This window comes from Streptomyces sp. NBC_01515 (assembly GCF_045040345.1).
Classification (GTDB): Bacteria; Actinomycetota; Actinomycetes; order Streptomycetales; family Streptomycetaceae; genus Streptomyces.
Window position 1 is genome coordinate 6,906,318 of the sequence record NZ_CP109416.1, and the last position, 16,951, is coordinate 6,923,268.

Annotated in this window: 14 protein-coding genes; 9 read left to right on the forward strand and 5 right to left on the reverse strand. The window is 70.7% G+C overall.

Annotated features, from left to right (window positions below; translation table 11 throughout):
• Nucleotides 1-13: 13 nt before the first annotated feature.
• A complete protein-coding gene (locus OG407_RS31435; protein WP_405862955.1) occupies nt 14-808 on the reverse strand; it encodes an SDR family oxidoreductase in 795 nt (264 codons plus the stop codon).
• 528 nt (nt 809-1,336) lie between these two features.
• Here OG407_RS31435 and OG407_RS31440 point away from each other — a divergent pair.
• A complete protein-coding gene (locus tag OG407_RS31440) occupies nt 1,337-4,411 on the forward strand; it encodes an alpha-L-rhamnosidase C-terminal domain-containing protein (protein ID WP_405862956.1) in 3,075 nt (1,024 codons plus the stop codon).
• Between the two features lie 75 nt (nt 4,412-4,486).
• On the opposite strand, the gene OG407_RS31445 is transcribed toward OG407_RS31440, so the two are convergent.
• On the reverse strand, nt 4,487-5,068 hold the full coding sequence (locus OG407_RS31445) for an RDD family protein (protein WP_403583292.1): 582 nt from the start codon (nt 5,066-5,068) through the stop codon (nt 4,487-4,489).
• Nucleotides 5,069-5,297: 229 nt separating this feature from the next.
• Here OG407_RS31445 and OG407_RS31450 point away from each other — a divergent pair, with 229 nt between their 5' ends.
• The 6 genes from OG407_RS31450 to OG407_RS31475 all read left to right on the forward strand — a co-directional run bounded on the left by OG407_RS31450 (nt 5,298) and on the right by OG407_RS31475 (nt 11,052).
• Nucleotides 5,298-6,152 carry a bifunctional methylenetetrahydrofolate dehydrogenase/methenyltetrahydrofolate cyclohydrolase gene (locus OG407_RS31450; RefSeq protein ID WP_365307865.1) on the forward strand — a complete coding sequence of 285 codons (855 nt, stop codon included), beginning with the start codon at nt 5,298-5,300 and terminating at the stop codon, nt 6,150-6,152.
• Nucleotides 6,153-6,288: 136 nt separating this feature from the next.
• Nucleotides 6,289-6,762 carry a DUF3017 domain-containing protein gene (locus tag OG407_RS31455; RefSeq protein ID WP_405868701.1) on the forward strand — a complete coding sequence of 158 codons (474 nt, stop codon included), beginning with the start codon at nt 6,289-6,291 and terminating at the stop codon, nt 6,760-6,762.
• A gap of 255 nt (nt 6,763-7,017) precedes the next feature.
• Nucleotides 7,018-7,512: a helix-turn-helix domain-containing protein gene (locus OG407_RS31460; RefSeq protein WP_405862957.1), complete on the forward strand. Its 495-nt coding sequence runs from the start codon at nt 7,018-7,020 to the stop codon at nt 7,510-7,512.
• Between the two features lie 93 nt (nt 7,513-7,605).
• Nucleotides 7,606-8,784, forward strand: a complete 1,179-nt coding sequence (locus OG407_RS31465; protein ID WP_405862958.1) for a DUF2690 domain-containing protein — start codon at nt 7,606-7,608, stop codon at nt 8,782-8,784.
• Nucleotides 8,785-9,143: 359 nt separating this feature from the next.
• A complete protein-coding gene (locus tag OG407_RS31470; protein ID WP_405862959.1) occupies nt 9,144-10,133 on the forward strand; it encodes a malate dehydrogenase in 990 nt (329 codons plus the stop codon).
• Between the two features lie 154 nt (nt 10,134-10,287).
• Nucleotides 10,288-11,052, forward strand: a complete 765-nt coding sequence (locus OG407_RS31475; RefSeq protein ID WP_405862960.1) for a hypothetical protein — start codon at nt 10,288-10,290, stop codon at nt 11,050-11,052.
• Here the strand turns inward: OG407_RS31475 and OG407_RS31480 are convergent, their stop codons facing one another.
• Entirely contained in the window at nt 11,053-11,742 is a 690-nt protein-coding gene (locus tag OG407_RS31480; protein WP_405862961.1) for a siderophore-interacting protein, read from the reverse strand. It lies immediately after the preceding gene.
• Between the two features lie 41 nt (nt 11,743-11,783).
• Nucleotides 11,784-13,217, reverse strand: coding sequence for an MFS transporter (locus tag OG407_RS31485; RefSeq protein ID WP_405862962.1), 1,434 nt, complete (start codon nt 13,215-13,217; stop codon nt 11,784-11,786).
• A gap of 93 nt (nt 13,218-13,310) precedes the next feature.
• On the opposite strand from OG407_RS31485, the gene OG407_RS31490 reads away from it, so the two are divergent.
• A complete protein-coding gene (locus OG407_RS31490; protein WP_405862963.1) occupies nt 13,311-14,285 on the forward strand; it encodes a LysR family transcriptional regulator in 975 nt (324 codons plus the stop codon).
• Here OG407_RS31490 and OG407_RS31495 read toward each other — a convergent pair.
• Entirely contained in the window at nt 14,282-15,199 is a 918-nt protein-coding gene (locus OG407_RS31495; RefSeq protein ID WP_405862964.1) for a GNAT family N-acetyltransferase, read from the reverse strand. The genes OG407_RS31490 and OG407_RS31495 overlap by 4 nt on opposite strands.
• A 199-nt stretch (nt 15,200-15,398) precedes the next feature.
• Between OG407_RS31495 and OG407_RS31500 the strand changes: the two genes are divergently transcribed.
• Entirely contained in the window at nt 15,399-16,940 is a 1,542-nt protein-coding gene (locus tag OG407_RS31500; protein WP_329349688.1) for an aldehyde dehydrogenase family protein, read from the forward strand.
• Nucleotides 16,941-16,951: the final 11 nt, after the last annotated feature.

Here is a 16,951-nt window from a genome sequence, read left to right on the forward strand (position 1 = left end):
TTGGCCAGGCGGCCTACGCGGTTGTGGCGATGCCGCCGTCGACGGGGATGATGGCGCCCGTCAGGTATGCGCCTGCCCGGCTGGCGAGGAACACGGTGACACCCGCCATGTCGTCGTCGCGGCCGATCCGGCGCAGTGGGGCCGACGCCGCGATCGCCTCGCCGAACTCATCGAGGGTCGCGGCCATCATCGTCGACGGGAACGGTCCCGGCGCCACGGCGTTCACGGTGACGTGCTGCGGTCCCAGTTCCTTGGCGAGCACTCTGGTGAGTTGATGCAGTGCGGCCTTGCTGCTGGAGTACGAGTAGTTGGGCCGCTGGGGGATGTGGATGGCGGCGATGCTGCCGATGTTGATGATCCGCGCGGGATCGTCGGCGGTGCCCGCCTTGCGAAGTGCGGGCAGCAGCGCCTGGACCAGCCAGAACGGCGACTTCAGGTTGAGGTCGACGACCGTGTCCCAGGCCGCGTCCGGGAACGTTTCCAGCGGCTCGTCCCACAGGGCGCCCGCGTTGTTGACGAGGATGTCGAGACGCTCGGAGTCGGCGGTGACGAGGTCGGACAGTCGCCGACACTCGTCGTGGCGGGACAGGTCGGCGGGGATGGCCCGCACCTCACCGAATGCGGACAGCTCTTCCTGCGCCTGAGCGCACGCTTCTGCGTTGCGTGAGCTGATGACCACGCGGACGCCCGCCTGGAGAAGGCCACGCGCGATCATCATCCCGATGCCTCTGGTGCCACCGGTGACGAGCGCGCGCTTTCCACTCAGATCGAAGAGTTCTGCATGCGTCGTGAATTGGTTGTCTACCACTTGCCGTCTTTCTCGTTGGCCGTGCGGGATGATGCGTCGACGCGTCGGGTGTTCGGTTCAGCTGTCTCGACGCTATGGCCCTGGAGAGCGCTCCAAGCAAGCGGATCAGCCCCTGCCCTCGCCCGTACGACGCGCCCGCCGAGCCGGTCACCACGCAGGGGGCCGACGAACACCTGCTTGTGATGGCGAGTCAGCGGTCCTTGGCCCTCGGCGGGGCACGACCGCTCCCTGCGACTGGTGAGGTCCGGGGTGTCATCGAGAGTGTCGGCAAGGGTGATGATCGCGAGCCCGATCCGGCGGACGGCCCGACTTGATGCCTCGCGGCAACAGCGGCTCAGGTCGGGCCCACCGGCCGTTCGTCGGATCCCCACGTCCCACAGGACATGATCACCCCGGTCACCCTCACCCCGTCCCGCCTATTGACGCGTACCTGGCAAATCAATAACCTCCCAGCGACATCGGTGATTGAAACGTTTCATTCGGCGAGGTGAGCCGCCCGCCGTCCGCTTCTCGTCAACTGGACCTCCCATGGCCGCTGACCGTCGAACAGTCCCCCGCCGCAGACGAAACCGCGTCCTGGTGGCCCTCGCCGGCGCCGCCGCACTCCTCCTCTGGTGCCTCCCACAGGCGGCACAGGCCGCACAGGCCACGTCCGCCGCCGTGTCCGCCACTCCGTGGCCGTCCGCGCCGAACTGGCAGAGCTACGTCCAGGCGCCGAGCGGCGCGACCGTGTGCCCCACGGCGGTGACGAGCACGTCGGGCAGTGTCAGCGGGGCGGCGAATCTGGTGTGCGGGGGGTCGGGCGGGGCGACGCTGACGCTGGTCGCCGGAGGGACGACGCCGACCGTCGTGCTGGACTACGGGAAGGACGTCGGCGGGCTGCCGTACTTCACGGTCTCCGCGGAGTCGGGGTCGCCGCAGCTCAAGGCGGGGTACAGCGAGAGTTCGCGGTATCTGTCGGCCTCGGGCGACGGCGGCACCCCGTGGGGCGAGGGCGACTCGGCCCGCTCGGACACGTACACGGTGACCGGGCCGGGGACGATCACCAACCGCTCGGTGCAGGGCGGTGAGCGGTACGAGGAGATCACCCTCACCTCGCCCGGCACGCTCACGCTCACCGCCGCCGGGGTCCAGTACATCGCCGACCGTACGACGGCCGACGGGTACCAGGGCTACTTCGTCTCCAGCTCGGACCAGTTGAACAAGATCTGGTACGAGGGCGCGTACACCGCGCAGCTCGACTCGGCCGCTGCCGGTTCCCTGCCCGGGAGTTGGCGGGTCGGCGGGGGCGTCCTCGACGCGTACGGCAGTGCGCCGCCCAACGTGGGGCTGCTGAACCAGGGTGGTGCGTGGGGCGACTACACCACCACCTTCGACACGAACATCGTGAGCAACCAGGCGGGTTGGGCGGTGCGCGGCCAGAACGCGGACAACGGCTACGTGTTCATCCTGAACGCGCACGACGACACCAGCGGCACCCCGGACACGCTCCAGGAACTCGACCTCCACGACGGCACCTACACCAGTGTCGGCAGCACCCCGCTCCCCGCACCGCTGACCTCCGGCAGCTGGCACACCGTCACCACCACCGTGTCCGGCACGACCATCACCGTGTCGCTGGACAACACCCGGCTGGTGAGCCTGAGTTCGGCGTCCTTCCCCGCCGGCACCACCGCCTACCCGACCGGCACGGTGGGCTTCCGCGAATACACGGGCGAGGAGGCGTACTTCCGCAATCTGAAGGTCGTGAACAGCTCCGGCGCCACCCTCTACAGCAACGCGCTCGGCACGACGTCCGCGCTGTCCGACTTCGCCGTACCCGGCGTCAACTCCGTGGCGTCCATCCTGGACGGCGCGAAGCGCGACCGCGCGATCTGGTCCGGCGACCTCAACGTCGAGGGCCCGACGGTGTACGACTCCACCGGCCGGACCGACTACCTCAAGGGCGCCCTCCAACTCCTCGGCAGCTACCGGCTGTCCAGCGGTTTCGTCACCGGCGCCCTGCCACCGCAGAGCGCACCGCACACCGGCGCCGCGATCCAGGGCACCACCGGTACCTACTCGGCGACGTACTCGATGTACTGGCTGCTCGCCCTGGAGTCGTACTACCTCTACACCGGCGACACGGCGTTCGTGCAGCAGGAATGGCCCATCGCCCAGGCCGAGTTGGCCTGGAACGCGACCCAGGTCGACTCCCGCGGGCTGCTGGTCACCGACGGGTCCACCGGCGCCGACTGGGACTTCTACGACAACGTGAAGACGGGCGCGGTCACCGAGTACAACCTCATCTACTACAAGGCACTGCTCGACGGAGCCCAACTGGCCACCGCCGCAGGGCAGTCGACGCTCGCCGCGCAGTACACCCAGCAGGCCGCGACCCTCAAGGCGGCCATCAACACCTACCTGTTCAACAGCGCGACCGGCCTCTACCGCATCAGCGACACCAGGACCACCGGTGTGCCGCAGGACGCCAACGCCCTCGCCGTGCTGTACGGGGTGGCCCCGGCGGCGAACCACGCCTCGATCCTGGCCGCGTTGAAGACCGCCCTGTGGACCACTCCCTACGGCCCCCTGCCGTTCAGCTCCGACGCGGGCTACAGCCCGGTGATCAGCCCGTACGCCAGTGGGTACGAACTCGAAGCCCGGCTGGCCGCGGGCGACACCGCCGGCGCGGAGTCCCTGCTCGGCACGCTGTGGGGCCACATGGCCACCGCGGGGACCGACTTCACCGGGACCATGTGGGAGAACATCGCCACCGACGGCTCCCCGGGCCTGGGAACCAGCACCAGCCTGGCGCACGGCTGGTCGACCGCCCCGACCTCGGCCCTGTCCGGCTACGTACTCGGCGCCCAGCCCGTGACCGCCGGATACGCCACCTGGTCCGTACAGCCCCACCCGGGCGACCTGACCTGGGCCGAGGGCAAAGTCCCCACCCCGCACGGCGCGTTGGCGGTGTCCTGGGCGGGGCAGAGCGGCATCGGCCAGTTCGGTATGCAGGTGACCGCGCCCTCCGGAACCAGCGGCACGATCGCGGTGCCGACGTACGGCGGAGCCAACCCCGTCGTGTCGGTCGGCGGTCAAGTGGTGTGGAGCGACGGCACGTTCACCGCGACGGGCGGCATCGGCGGCGCCCACGCCGACGCGGACCACGTCTATCTCACCGGAGTCCAGCCCGGCACCTACCTGGTCGCGGCGAACCCCGGCGGCGCGGCCACCCCGGCCGGGTACACCTCCTGCGCGCAGGAGAACGGCACCTGCTCCTTCACCGGGACCCGGTCGGTGGCCTTCGGAGCGAACGGCATCTACTCGTACCAGACCCTGACCGACGGCACGCCCTGCACGAGCGACGCGCTCGTCGACCCCGACTACGGCGTCGTGAAGTCCTGTTACACCGGCCCCGTCACCACCGGCCCGGCCGGATCGACGCTCTGTGCCACGGAGAACGGCATGTGCCCCTTCACCGGCACCCGCACGGTCGCGTACGGCGCGGGGAGCACGTACAAGCAGAAGACGCTCACCAGCGGTACCCCTTGCACCAACGCGGTGTTCACCGACCCACTGCAGGGCACGGTCAAGGCCTGCTATCTGCTTCCGGCCGACTGACCGGTGCCGTACGACGAGACGGCCGCCGGTTCTCCCGCGAGAACCGGCGGCCGCCGTCGTTCGACGAGCCAAAGCTCACTGCGTGCGGATCACGATCGAACCGCAGACCTTGTCCGCGAACGTCTGGCGCTTCGCGTCCCACGCCGGCCACAGCCAGCCCAGGTAGCACGCGATGGAGTCGAGGAAGTGGGCGAGGCGGCGGACGAACGCCATGCCGACACCCAGGGGCTGGCCGTCGCTCTCGCGGACCAGGCGGATGCCCAACGCCTTCTTGCCGACGGTCTGGCCGGTCTTGCCCTCCTGGATCAGCTGCCAGATGGCTATGCCGATGATGACGATGGCGCCGATCGCGAGCAGCACGCCCTTGCCCTGGCTCACGATGATCAGGATGTACGGCACCAGGAAGATGAGACCGTCGACCAGCGTGCCGAGGAAACGCTGGCCCCAGTTCGCGTACGGCGGGGTCGCGCCGTAGCCCGCCTGCTGGTAACCGGGGTACGCGGGCTGCTGCGGGTAGCCGTAACCCTGCTGCGGCGGGACACCCTGGGGCGCGCCCTGCGGGTAGCCGTAGCCGGGCTGGCCCTGGGGCTGGCCGTAGCCCTGCTGCGGGTTCTGGGGAGGCTGCTGCCCGTAGGGGTTGTTCGGGTCGTAACTCATGGCGGGTTTTCCTCCGTTGGCACTGCGGGGACGACGCGGATTGCGCGGAGGTACGTCACGAGATGAGCGGTTTGCCCCCCAACACCTACCGCGGTACTGCGGCGTTCATCGTTCTCTTCGGGGCGACTTTTTGTCCAGTTGCATTCCGTAGGCGTTGTGTAAGTGCAACATCCTGATCATTCGGTACCCGGATTGGAACCATGAGGGCGTCATCCGCGAGGATGGGTCCATGACTGCCCAGATTCTCGATGGCAAGGCCACCGCAGCCGCGATCAAGTCCGATCTGACCGCCCGGGTGGCGGCGCTGAAGGAGAAGGGCGTCACGCCCGGCCTCGGCACGATCCTGGTCGGGGACGACCCCGGCAGCCAGAAGTACGTCGCCGGCAAGCACCGGGACTGCGCCCAGGTGGGCATCGCGTCCATCCAGCGCGAACTGCCCGCCACCGCCTCGCAGGAGGAGATCGAGGCGGTGGTGAAGGAGCTGAACGAGGACCCCACCTGCACCGGGTACATCGTCCAACTCCCGCTCCCCAAGGGCATCGACGAGAACCGCATCCTCGAACTCATGGACCCGGACAAGGACGCCGACGGCCTCCACCCGATGAACCTCGGCCGTCTCGTCCTCAACGAGCCCGCCCCGCTGCCCTGCACCCCGAACGGCGTCCTCACCCTCCTGCGCCGCTACGGCGTGGAGATCAAGGGCGCGGAGGTCGTGGTCGTCGGCCGCGGTGTCACCATCGGCCGCCCGATGCCGCTCCTGCTCACCCGGCGCAGCGAGAACGCCACCGTGACCCAGTGCCACACCGGTACCCGCGACCTCTCCTCGCACCTCAAGCGCGCCGACATCATCGTCGCCGCCGCCGGTTCCGCCCACCTGATCCGCCCCGAGGACGTGAAGCCGGGCGCCGCCGTCCTCGACGTGGGCGTCTCCCGGAACGCCGACGGCAAGATCGTGGGCGACGTCCACCCGGGCGTCGCCGAGGTCGCCGGCTTCATCTCCCCGAACCCCGGCGGAGTCGGCCCGATGACCCGCGCCCAGCTGCTCGTCAACGTGGTCGAGGCGGCCGAGCGCAGTGTCGCCTGAAAGCCCTTTGAACCCTGAAAGCCCCGAAAGCCCTGACAACCCTGAAGGCCCTGCGAGCAAGGACCCCGGTCCAAGTAAGGGTGTGGACGCCGTGGATGACACCGAGGTGACGGACCCCGGTACGAGCGCGGACGCCGTGGCCGCCGTAGCTCCTGCGGACGACGACATCGAGGTCACGGACCCGGTCAGCGCGCCCGACGCCGACGGCAAACCGCGCCGCGCCACCCGCCGCTTCCCCCTCTTCACCCGGGACACCGCCCGCCCCGAGGGCGGCGGCCGGGCCGCCCCGCGCGACGCCCCGGCCCCGGCCCGCCAGTGGCCGATCCTCGCCATCCTCGGCACGGTCGGCCTCGGCCTCCTCCTGACCGCCTTCGACGTCTTCCGCTACGGCATCCTGCTGATCGGCGCCGCGCTGCTGGCCGGCGCCGTCCTGCGCTGGGTCATGCCGGACGTCGGCATGCTCGCCGTACGCTCCCGCTTCACCGACATCGTCACCTACGGCGTGCTCGGCGTCGCGATCGTCCTGCTGGCGCTGATGGCGCAGCCGAAGCCGTGGCTGACGATCCCGTATCTGAAGGACACGCTCCACTACACGGTCAACAGCAACTAGCTTGCCGCTCCTGGAAGTTCGCGACACACGACGGCGGCCCGTCCTCTCCCCCGAGCAAGGACGCGCCGCCGTCTGCGTTCACCGTGGCGCCCGGTGGGGGTCCCGCTCAATACCTGTCGGCGCGCTGTGGCAGGGAGGTGACCGTTTCGCTACGCGCTCCGCACCGCCCGGCGACGAGGGAACCGTTCCCCTTCCGGTGTCGTCATTTCGCTCGGAGCGGGCGCAAGAGGACACCGAGGACACCGGGGAGGTGCGATGGGCGGCTGGCAGCCGCTGCCGGACGAACTCCCGGCGGAGGTACGGCACTTCGTGGAGCAGCTGCGCCTCCTCAAGGACCGCACCGGGCTGAGCCTGGTGGCGCTCGGCGCGCGCACCGCGTACAGCAAGTCCTCCTGGCACCGCTATCTCAACGCCACCCAGCCGCCGCCCCGGCAGGCCGTCGTCGCCCTGTGCCGGGTGGCCGGTGTCGACCCCGAACGCATCGGCGTGCGCTGGGAGTTGGCGGTCCAGGCGTGGCCCCGCCCGGAGGCGGCTCCGGAGACGGTTCCGGTGAAGGGGGAGGGGGCTGGGCAGGCTGGGGACGAGTACCGGGACGATCCGACCCTGCCGTGGTGGGACACCCCGCCGGAGAAGCCGGAGAGCGGGCACGGGCAACCCGGTGGACGGCTGCTCCGGTATGCGTTGTTGCTGTTGCTTTTCATGCTTCTTACGGCTGTTGTGGGAGTGGCAGCCCTTGTGTCGATGTATTGACAAGTTTGCGGATGTGCAACGAACTCGACCAACAACCGCGTTAGCGTGGGCGATTCAGGGCAGAGGGGGGAAGCAATGCCTCGTTGGAGGGCCTTGCCGGATGAACTCGATCCGCAGGTCAGAGAGTTCGCGAGCCAGCTGCGCAGGCTGGTGGACCGCAGCGGCCTGAGCATCGCGGCGGTGGCCGACCGCACGGGCTACAGCAAGACGTCCTGGGACCGCTACCTCAACGGCCGGCTCCTCGCACCGAAGGGTGCGATCATCGCCCTGGCCGAGGTCACCGGCACCAATCCCGTACATCTGACCACGATGTGGGAGCTCGCCGAGCGTTCCTGGAGCCGCTCGGAGATGCGGCACGACATGACGATGGAGGCGATCCGGGTCTCCCAAGCGCGTGCCGCGCTGGGGGAGTTCGGGACGTCCCCGGCGCCCGCGGCACCCGCGAAGGGCGGCAAGCCGGCCCGTAGGGGTGGCGGCAGTGCCGCCGCGACTCCGGGGATCGCGGGCCCGGCGGGAGTGTCCCCGACGGTGCCGCCGCAGCCGGCGGCGCCGGACAGCGACGTAGGGGACGGTGCTTCGAAGGACGTTTCGAAGGACGTAAGGGAAGGTCCGTCGAAGGTCGCCAACTCGTGGGGGATCGCCGGGTATTCGAGGCCGAAGCCGGCCGGTGCCGAGACGGCCGCCGTGCAGCCCGAGGCGTCCGAGGCGCCGGTCCCGTACGGCGAACCCTCGCAGCCGTCCCGGCCCGCGCCGCCCAAGGGAGTGGGCGGGGCCAAGCGGCGGGCACTGATGTTCGGCGCCGGGGTCCTCGGGGTGCTGGTCGTGATCGGGGCGGTGTTCCTGTTCACCAACAAGGGCGGCGCGGACAAGAAGGCCGGTGCCGCGCACACCTCGGCGTCGGCGCCCGCCAGTACGAACGCCGATCTGCCGGCCGGAGTGAAGTGCGTGGGCGCCGGCTGCACCGGCAAGGACGCCGAGGCGATGGGCTGCACCACGGACGCGGGCGCGGTGACCACCGCCAAGACCGCGACCGTGGGGACGACCGTCGTCGAGGTCCGCTACAGCAAGACCTGCGGTGCCGCCTGGGGCCGTATCACCACGGGTGTGGCGGGGGACTCCGTCCAGATCAGCGCGGGGACCGCCAAGGAGACCGACAGCATCACCGCGTCCGGCGACGCCATCGCCTACACCCCGATGGTGGCCGTGAAGGACGCCGGCGAGGCGAAGGCGTGCGTGACGCTGGCGTCGGGGCAGAAGGGGTGCACCACCTAGGCGCACCACCTGGAGGGGCCCGGGTTGCGAGCGTCTGTGGGGATTCTGTGAACGTGGGGAATGCCCGCTCCGGATCGGGGGCAGGCGGAAAGTACCCCCACGGGATTCCGGACCCCCGGTTCCCCCCCCACGGCGGTCGTCCGGTGTTCCTCTCCCGAGCCGGACGGCCGCCGCGTTTGTGCGTGGTCCCTGTTTCTCCGGGGTTCTGTGGGGTGGGCCACACGGACCCGGGAGTCCGGGATCGCGGATGCGCGATAGCCTGACCGGTGGATCTCTTGATGCCAAGAGATCGATCATTTGTACGTCCCGCACCCCGGGGCAGTGCCGCCCCACCGCCAGCTGTCATAACGGAGAACGCCATGACCCGCACTCCCGTGAACGTCACCGTCACCGGCGCGGCCGGCCAGATCGGTTACGCCCTGCTCTTCCGCATCGCCTCCGGCCAGCTGCTCGGCGCGGACGTGCCGGTCAAGCTGCGTCTCCTGGAGATCACCCCGGCGCTCAAGGCCGCCGAGGGCACGGCGATGGAGCTCGACGACTCCGCCTTCCCGCTCCTCCAGGGCATCGACATCACGGACGACCCGAACGTCGCCTTCGCCGGCGCGAACGTAGCCCTCCTCGTGGGCGCCCGCCCCCGCACCAAGGGCATGGAGCGCGGCGACCTGCTCTCCGCGAACGGCGGCATCTTCAAGCCGCAGGGCAAGGCCATCAACGACAACGCGGCGGACGACATCAAGGTCCTCGTCGTCGGCAACCCGGCCAACACGAACGCGCTCATCGCGCAGGCCGCCGCCCCGGACGTACCGGCCGACCGCTTCACCGCGATGACCCGCCTCGACCACAACCGCGCGCTGACCCAGCTCGCGAAGAAGACGGGCACCACGGTCGCCGACATCAAGCGCCTGACCATCTGGGGCAACCACTCCGCCACCCAGTACCCCGACATCTTCCACGCCACGGTCGCCGGCAAGAACGCCGCCGAGACCGTGAACGACGAGAAGTGGCTGGCCGAGGAGTTCATCCCGACCGTCGCCAAGCGCGGTGCCGCGATCATCGAGGCCCGAGGCGCGTCCTCGGCGGCCTCCGCCGCGAACGCCGCGATCGACCACGTCCACACCTGGGTCAACGGCACGGCGGACGGCGACTGGACCTCCATGGGCATCCCGTCGGACGGTTCCTACGGCGTCCCCGAGGGCCTCATCTCCTCCTTCCCGGTCACCACGAAGGACGGCGTCTACGAGATCGTCCAGGGCCTGGACATCAACGAGTTCTCCCGCGCCCGCATCGACGCGTCGGTGAAGGAGCTGGAGGAGGAGCGCGACGCGGTCCGCTCCCTCGGCCTCATCTAGTCGTCTGCGGGGAGTCACCCGTGGGGCCGTTCTCGACGGCTCTGTCACGGACTTGCGCGGGCCTTGTTCCGGTTACGGCCGGAGCGGGGCCCGTTCCCTGTTTCCACCGCTAACTTCGGAAGAAGTGCGTGGTGGGTGATTCGGGGGGTTCGTGATGAGTGACTGGGATCGTTTCGCGGCGGAACGCGGGCCGAGCGAGGAGCGCGGGCAGGCGGCCTGGTCGGTGTGGTCGACGGCGGAGACGCAGACCTCGCTGACACCGCCGGCGTGGGTGTCCCCACCGATTCCTGTCCCGGCTCCAACTCCCGCCCCCGCGCCCGCTTCCGGCCGTCGTGCCTGGCGGCTGGTTCTCGCCGTGGCACTCGCGGTGGTGCTGGGCGCGGGTGCCGGGGGAGGGGTCTGGTACGTCACGCACGGCCGCGGCACGCACAAGCGCGTGGAGGTGAGCGCGGGCGCGGCCGGGTCCGGATCGTCGTACCGCACCGCCAAGGACCCCACCGGCTACACCGTTGACATCCCACGAGGCTGGACCCGCGCCCAACGGCAGGGCGCGAAGGCGCCGGTGGTCACTTACAACTCCCCGGACGGCAACCGCCGCCTACAGATCTTCCGGATCACCGAGAACTCCCCGGCCGAGTCCCTCGATCTGGCGGAGAACGACCCCGGCTACGGCTTCGCCCGCCAGCCCGGTTACCAGGTCATCGGCCGTGCCACTGGCTCCAGTTGGGCCGAACTCACCTATCGCTACGACGACTCGGACAGGGGCTCCCGCCGGGTGATCGACCATCGCTTCGAGGCGGCGGACGGTTCGCTCTACGCGATCCGGTCCAGTGGCCCAGAGTCTCTCGGCCCCGCGCTGGTCAGGGGCCCGCTCACCGCGGCGGTGGACTCCTTCTGCCCGGCGGGGACCAACTGCTGACTACTCCATCCCCCGCTTCCCCGGCGCCCAGAACGGCTTCGTGAGCACGGAACGCCGGTCCCAGCCCAACTCCCGTACGAGCACCTGCCGGACGTGCTGCACGGTACGGGCCTCCCCGGCGACGTACGCGATGCCGCCGGGCTCGGGAGCGAGCTGTTGTACCGCGTCCGGGAGGGAAGTCCCGCCCCTGGTAAGCCAGTTGAGGCGCTCGGAGTGGGCCAACGGCAGCCGGTCCGCCTCCGACTCCGTCTCCACGCAACCGGAGACCCGCGCCCCCTCGGGCAGCGCGGCCAGCATCGCGCCGAAGGCGACCGAGGCCGTCTCCTCGCCGACGAAGACGTGGTGGGAGGCGTCGGGGCGGAGCGTGAAGGTGCCCTCCGGCTTCCGCAGGCGCACCTGCTCGCCGGTGCCGACGCTCCTTCCCCAGCGGGTCCCGGGTCCGTCCTCGGAGTGGTCCAGCACGCACAACTCGACGGCGCCGGACGGGTCGTAGCGCCAGATGGAGTACGTGCGCAGGGTCAGGCCGGTGACCAGGACGCGGACCTGTTGGCCGGGGCGGACGTCGAGTCCGGCGAGGGCGTCGCTCTCGATGCGCAGGCGGCGCATGCGGGCGGTGATCGGTTCGGCAGTGGTGACGGTGGCTCGGAGGGTGACCAGGTCGAGGACGGGGTTCAGGAGGGCGGACGGCACAGGGGCTCCTCAACTGGGTGGCGCGTGAGGGGAGTTGGCGATCAGGAGTGGCGGGCTGGACGCGATAGTACGCGTTCCTCGTCAGACACGATAGTGCGTGTGGTGGTCTTGCGGTCGCGGTAGCCGATGATCACGAGTGCGGTGGCCGCGAGGACGATCAGGGCGACCGTGCGCAGGGCCGGGGCCATGCCGTGACCGAGGTCGGGGTGGGCGGCCAGGATCGTGCCGGTGACCGCCACGCCCAGGGCCGCGCCGAGTTCGCGGGCCGAGGTGCCGAGACCGGAGCCGAGGCCCGTCCGGTGCGGCGGCAGCGAGGTGACGACACCGACCGTGAGCGCGGGCATGGAGAGCCCGGTGCCCGCCGAGATCACGAGCAGCCAGCAGGCGTACGTCCAGTACGGGGTGGCCGCGTCGGCGGTGGACGCGCCCAGCAGGCCCAGGCCGATGAGGGCGAGACCGGTGCCGATGACCGGGCGGGGGCGGTGCGACCAGCGGGCGGCGAGCTTCGGGACGAGGGCCATGCCGATGGTCAGCGGCACGATCGCGACCCCGGTGACGGCGGCGCCGTAGCCCTTGATTCCTTGCAGGTACTGGGAGTTGACGTAGAAGAGGGAGAACAGGCCGAAGAAGCCGGTGGCCGTGCCGAGGGTGGCCGCGCGGAGGGTGGGGGAGGTGAAGACGCGCGGGTCGAGGAGCGGGGTGCGGGAGCGCAGGGCGTGGGCGGTGAACGCCGTGACGAGTACGGCGCCCGCGGTGAAGGCGGTGATGATGCGCGGGGAGGTCCAGCCGTGGGCCGGGCCCTCGATGATGCCGAAGAGGACGGCGACCAGGCCGGTGGTCAGGAGGGCGGTGCCGGTGGGGTCGAGGTCGCTGTGCGCGGACCGCTCCGTGCGGGGTGTGGTGCGGGCGACCGCGAGGGCGAGCAGGGCGGCCAGCGGGACCATCACCCCGAACAGGGCACGCCAGGACAGGAATTGACCGACCAGGCCGCCGCCGAGATTCCCGGCGAGTCCGCCGAGGCCGAGTGCGAGGGTCCAACTGCCCATGGCGCGGGCCCGGTTCTCCGGGGCGGACAGGTGCACCAGGATCGACATCGTCGCGGGCGTGATGAGCGCCGCGCCCGCGCCGGACAGGCCGCGGCCCGCGATCAGCGTCCCCGGGTTCTGGGCGAGCGCGCTGGTGGCGGCGCCCGCCGCGAACAGGGCGAGACCGGCGAGCAGCGCGCCCTTGCGGCCGTGCCGGTCGCCGAGCGCGCCGGCCGGGATGAGGAGTCCGGCGAACACGATGACGTACGCGTCGACCATCCACAGCAGTTCGCTGTGCGAGGGGTGCAGGGAGGACGAACTCAGCTGCGGGATGAGGAGGTTGATAGCGGCGACCATGCTCTGCGCGACCAACACGCAGGCGCAGAGGGTGAGGAGGGTGGAGCGCTTGAGGGTGCGCTCGGGGGCGGGTTTTTGGGCGTAAGAGGGCACGGCTCCTCCAAGGAGTCCGGTGTGGTGGTGGGTGCCCTGTCACCGTAGGCTCGGCAGTGACCTGCTTTCCAGTGCAACCTTTGCAAGGGGCGAATGCGCGTGACGCAATCCGCGAGTCCCGGCGGTTCCGGTGGTCCCGGCGGTCCGGGCGGTCCGGGGAGCCTGGATCTCAATCTGCTGGTCGCCCTCGACGTGCTGCTGGAAGAGCAGAGCGTGCAGGGCGCCGCGCACCGACTGCATCTCTCCGAACCCGCGATGAGCCGCACGCTGGGCCGGATCCGCAAGGCGCTCGGTGATCCCGTGCTGGTCCGGGCGGGGCGGCGGATGGTGCCCACCCCGCGCGCGCTGGCCGTGCGGGCGGAGGTGAGCGCGGTGGTGGAGCGGGCCCGCGCGCTCTTCGCGCCCGGCCGGGACACCGACCTCAGGACCGTCAGCCGTACGCTCACGATCATCGGCCACGACTCGTTCCCCGCGCTCTACGGCGCCCGGTTGCTCGCCCGTGCCGCCGCCGAGGCGCCCGGCATCCGCGTCCGCTTCCTCGCCGAGAGCCATGTGGACACGCCGTATCTTCGGCAGGGCACCGCCGACCTGGAGGTCGGTGTCGTCGACTCGACCGCGCCCGAGGTGCATGTCGATACGCTGCACGAGGACCGGATGGTCGGTGTGGTGAGGGACGGACACCCCTTGCTGGAGGGGGAGTTGACGCCCGAACGCTTCGCCGTCGACGCTGACCACCTGATCGTCTCGCGGCGCGGCAAACTGCACGGCCCCGTCGACACCCGGCTCGCCGAACTCGGCCTGAAACGCCGGGTGGTGGGCACGGTGGGCACCTTCCCCGCCTCGCTCTTCGTGCTGCGCGACACCGACCTGGTCGGCCTGATCAGCCTCTGGAGCGTGCCCCTCGCCCACTCCCTGGGCCTGGTCACCTTCGACGTACCGCTCCAACTCCCGGGCCTGGCGGTCGGTCTGGCCTGGCACCCACGCCACGACGCCGACCCGGCACACGCCTGGCTGCGCGCCTGCGTACGGGAGTTGCTGGCGGAGGGGATGTCGGCGGGCCCCGGCTAGCCGCTTCTCGAACCGGTCAGCCGCTTCTCGAACCAGTGGTCCGCGTAGACATGGTCGACGTACGCCGGAATCTCCGCGTACCCACACGCCCGGTACATCGCCTGAGCCTCCGTGAGTGCCGCATGCGTGTCCAGCCGTACGACGGTGAAGTCGTGCTCCACGGCGGCCAGTTCGAGCTCCGTGAGGATGCGGCGGGCGAGGCCGAGCCGGCGGGCGTCGGGGTGCACCCAGACGTGCCGGATCTCGCCGACGCCCGGCTCCAGGGTCCGCAGCGCCCCGCAGGCCACGGGCCGCCCCTCCTCGTACGCGACGAAGAACGCGCCCGCGTCCCCGGTGACCTCCTCCGGCCGTACGAGATCCGTCTTGTCGAAGCCCTCGGGGAAACGGGCGTCGATGTCGGCGGCGTAGGCGTCGAGGCAGGCGCGAGCGTCCTCGGTGGCGCCGTCGACGAGGGTGACCGTGATGCCGGCGAGGCGGAGGAGGCGTCGGGTGGTTGCCAACGCGGCGGTCAGTTCGGTGCGTTGGGGTCCGGTGAGGGTGGCGAGGAGGCCGGCGGCGAGTGCGTTGGCGCGGCGCTGCTGTTCCTCGACCTCGACGCGGCCGGCGTCGGTCAGCTCGATCAGGCGCAGGCGGGTGTCGTGCGGGGGCGCGGTCAGCCGGACCAGTTCCTGAGCCTCCAGCGACTTCGCCATCCGGCTCAAGTAGCCCGCGTCCAGGGCGAGTCGGCCGCGCAGTTCGCGCAGCGAGACGCCGTCCCCGATCTCGAAGAGCAGCCGGGCCTCGCCGAGGGGGCGGTCCTGGCCGAGGTAGTGGTCGTCGAGCGCGCCGATGCGGCGGGTGAAGTAGCGGTTGAAGTGCCGGAAGGCGGCGACAGCCTCGTCCTTGGGCGACACCGGGTTCGTGACTGGCTCCATAGTTCTTTGACTTTAGTCAAAGGAATCAGGGGAGTCCACGGTAGTGATGCGGCTTTTGCCCCCCTGTTAAGTGACTCGGCCCACTTTCGGCCACGGATTGCGCATGCATATGGATGTCCCGGGCAGGCGCTCGCAGTCCCCGAGAGTGACAGTTAGGTGACGCTGGGGCGCTGAACAGGAACGGAAGGCAATACCGATCATGGCCGACAACACGGAACAGCAGGCGGGGAAGACCATTCACGCGGGCGGGGAGTGGCTTGAAGCGGTCTCCGGCGCCACCCGCGAGATCATCGACCCCGCGGACGCGCTGCCGTTCGCCGTGGTCGCGGAGGGCGACGAGAAGGACACGGACATAGCCGTGGCCGCCGCCCGTGCCGCCTTCGACGGCGGTGCGGGGGGCGCTGGTGAGGGGGACTGGCCGCGCACGCCGGTCACCGAGCGCGCCGCCCTGCTGCGCCGCGTCGCCGACCTGCTCGTGCGCGACCGCGAACAGCTCGGGTTGCTGGAGAGCCGGGACGCGGGCAAGACCGTGGAGGAGGGCCGTGTCGACATCGACTGTGTCGCCGACGCCTTCCGCTACTTCGCCGACCTCGTCGCCGGCGAGGCCCCCGGCCGGGTCGTCGACGCGGGCACGCCCGAGGTGCACAGCGTCGTCGTGCACGAGCCCGTCGGCGTCTGCGCGCTGATCACCCCCTGGAACTACCCGCTGCTCCAGGCGAGTTGGAAGATCGCGCCCGCCCTCGCGGCCGGCAACACCTTCGTCGTCAAGCCCAGCGAGATCACCCCGCTGACGACGGTCGCCCTGATCGACCTGCTCGTCGAGGCCGGTCTGCCCGCCGGTGTCGCCAACATCGTCACCGGCCCCGGCCACTCGGTCGGTGCCCGGCTCGCCGAGCACCCCGACGTCGACCTCGTCTCCTTCACCGGCGGCCTCATCAGCGGCACGAAGGTGGCGCAGGCCGCCGCCGTGACCGTCAAGAAGGTCGCCCTCGAACTCGGCGGCAAGAACCCCAACGTCGTCTTCGCCGACGCCTGCGCCACCGAGGAGGGCTTCGACACCGCCGTCGACCAGGCCCTCAACGCGGCCTTCATCCACAGCGGCCAGGTCTGCTCGGCGGGTGCCCGCCTCATCGTCGAGGAGTCCGTCCGCGAGCGCTTCGTCGCCGAACTCGCCCGCCGCGCCGAGAAGATCCGCCTCGGCCGCGGCACCGAGGACGGCGTCGAGTGCGGCCCCCTCGTCTCCGAACAGCAGCGCGCCAAGACCGAGTCGTACGTCGCCGCCGCACTCGCCGAGGGCGCGGTGCTGCGCTCCGGCGGCAAGCGCCCCGAGCCGACCGCGACCCGGCCCGCCACCGGCTACTTCTACGAGCCGACCGTCCTCGACCAGTGCCACCGCGAGATGACCGTCGTACGCGAGGAGGTCTTCGGGCCGGTCCTCACCGTCGAGACCTTCCGCACCGAGGACGAGGCGGTCGCGCTCGCCAACGACACCGAGTACGGCCTCGCGGGCGCCGTCTGGACCGCCGACGCGGGCCGCGCGCGCCGTGTCGCCGGACGGCTGCGGCACGGCACCGTCTGGATCAACGACTTCCACCCCTACCTCCCGCAGGCGGAGTGGGGCGGCTTCGGAAAGAGCGGTGTGGGCCGGGAGCTGGGCCCCGCCGGACTCGCCGAGTACCGCGAGGCCAAGCACGTGTACCAGAACCTGGCGCCGAAGCCGGTGCGCTGGTTCGCGGGCTGACGACTGTCCGG

Coding starts and splice junctions, on each gene's coding strand:
- OG407_RS31440 (WP_405862956.1), top strand. CDS start 1,337: ATGGCCGCTGACCGTCGAACAGTCCCCCGCCGCAGACGAAACCGCGTC.
- OG407_RS31445 (WP_403583292.1), bottom strand. CDS start 5,068: ATGAGTTACGACCCGAACAACCCCTACGGGCAGCAGCCTCCCCAGAAC.
- OG407_RS31450 (WP_365307865.1), top strand. CDS start 5,298: ATGACTGCCCAGATTCTCGATGGCAAGGCCACCGCAGCCGCGATCAAG.
- OG407_RS31460 (WP_405862957.1), top strand. CDS start 7,018: ATGGGCGGCTGGCAGCCGCTGCCGGACGAACTCCCGGCGGAGGTACGG.
- OG407_RS31470 (WP_405862959.1), top strand. CDS start 9,144: ATGACCCGCACTCCCGTGAACGTCACCGTCACCGGCGCGGCCGGCCAG.
- OG407_RS31475 (WP_405862960.1), top strand. CDS start 10,288: ATGAGTGACTGGGATCGTTTCGCGGCGGAACGCGGGCCGAGCGAGGAG.
- OG407_RS31490 (WP_405862963.1), top strand. CDS start 13,311: ATGCGCGTGACGCAATCCGCGAGTCCCGGCGGTTCCGGTGGTCCCGGC.
- OG407_RS31495 (WP_405862964.1), bottom strand. CDS start 15,199: ATGGAGCCAGTCACGAACCCGGTGTCGCCCAAGGACGAGGCTGTCGCC.
- OG407_RS31500 (WP_329349688.1), top strand. CDS start 15,399: ATGGCCGACAACACGGAACAGCAGGCGGGGAAGACCATTCACGCGGGC.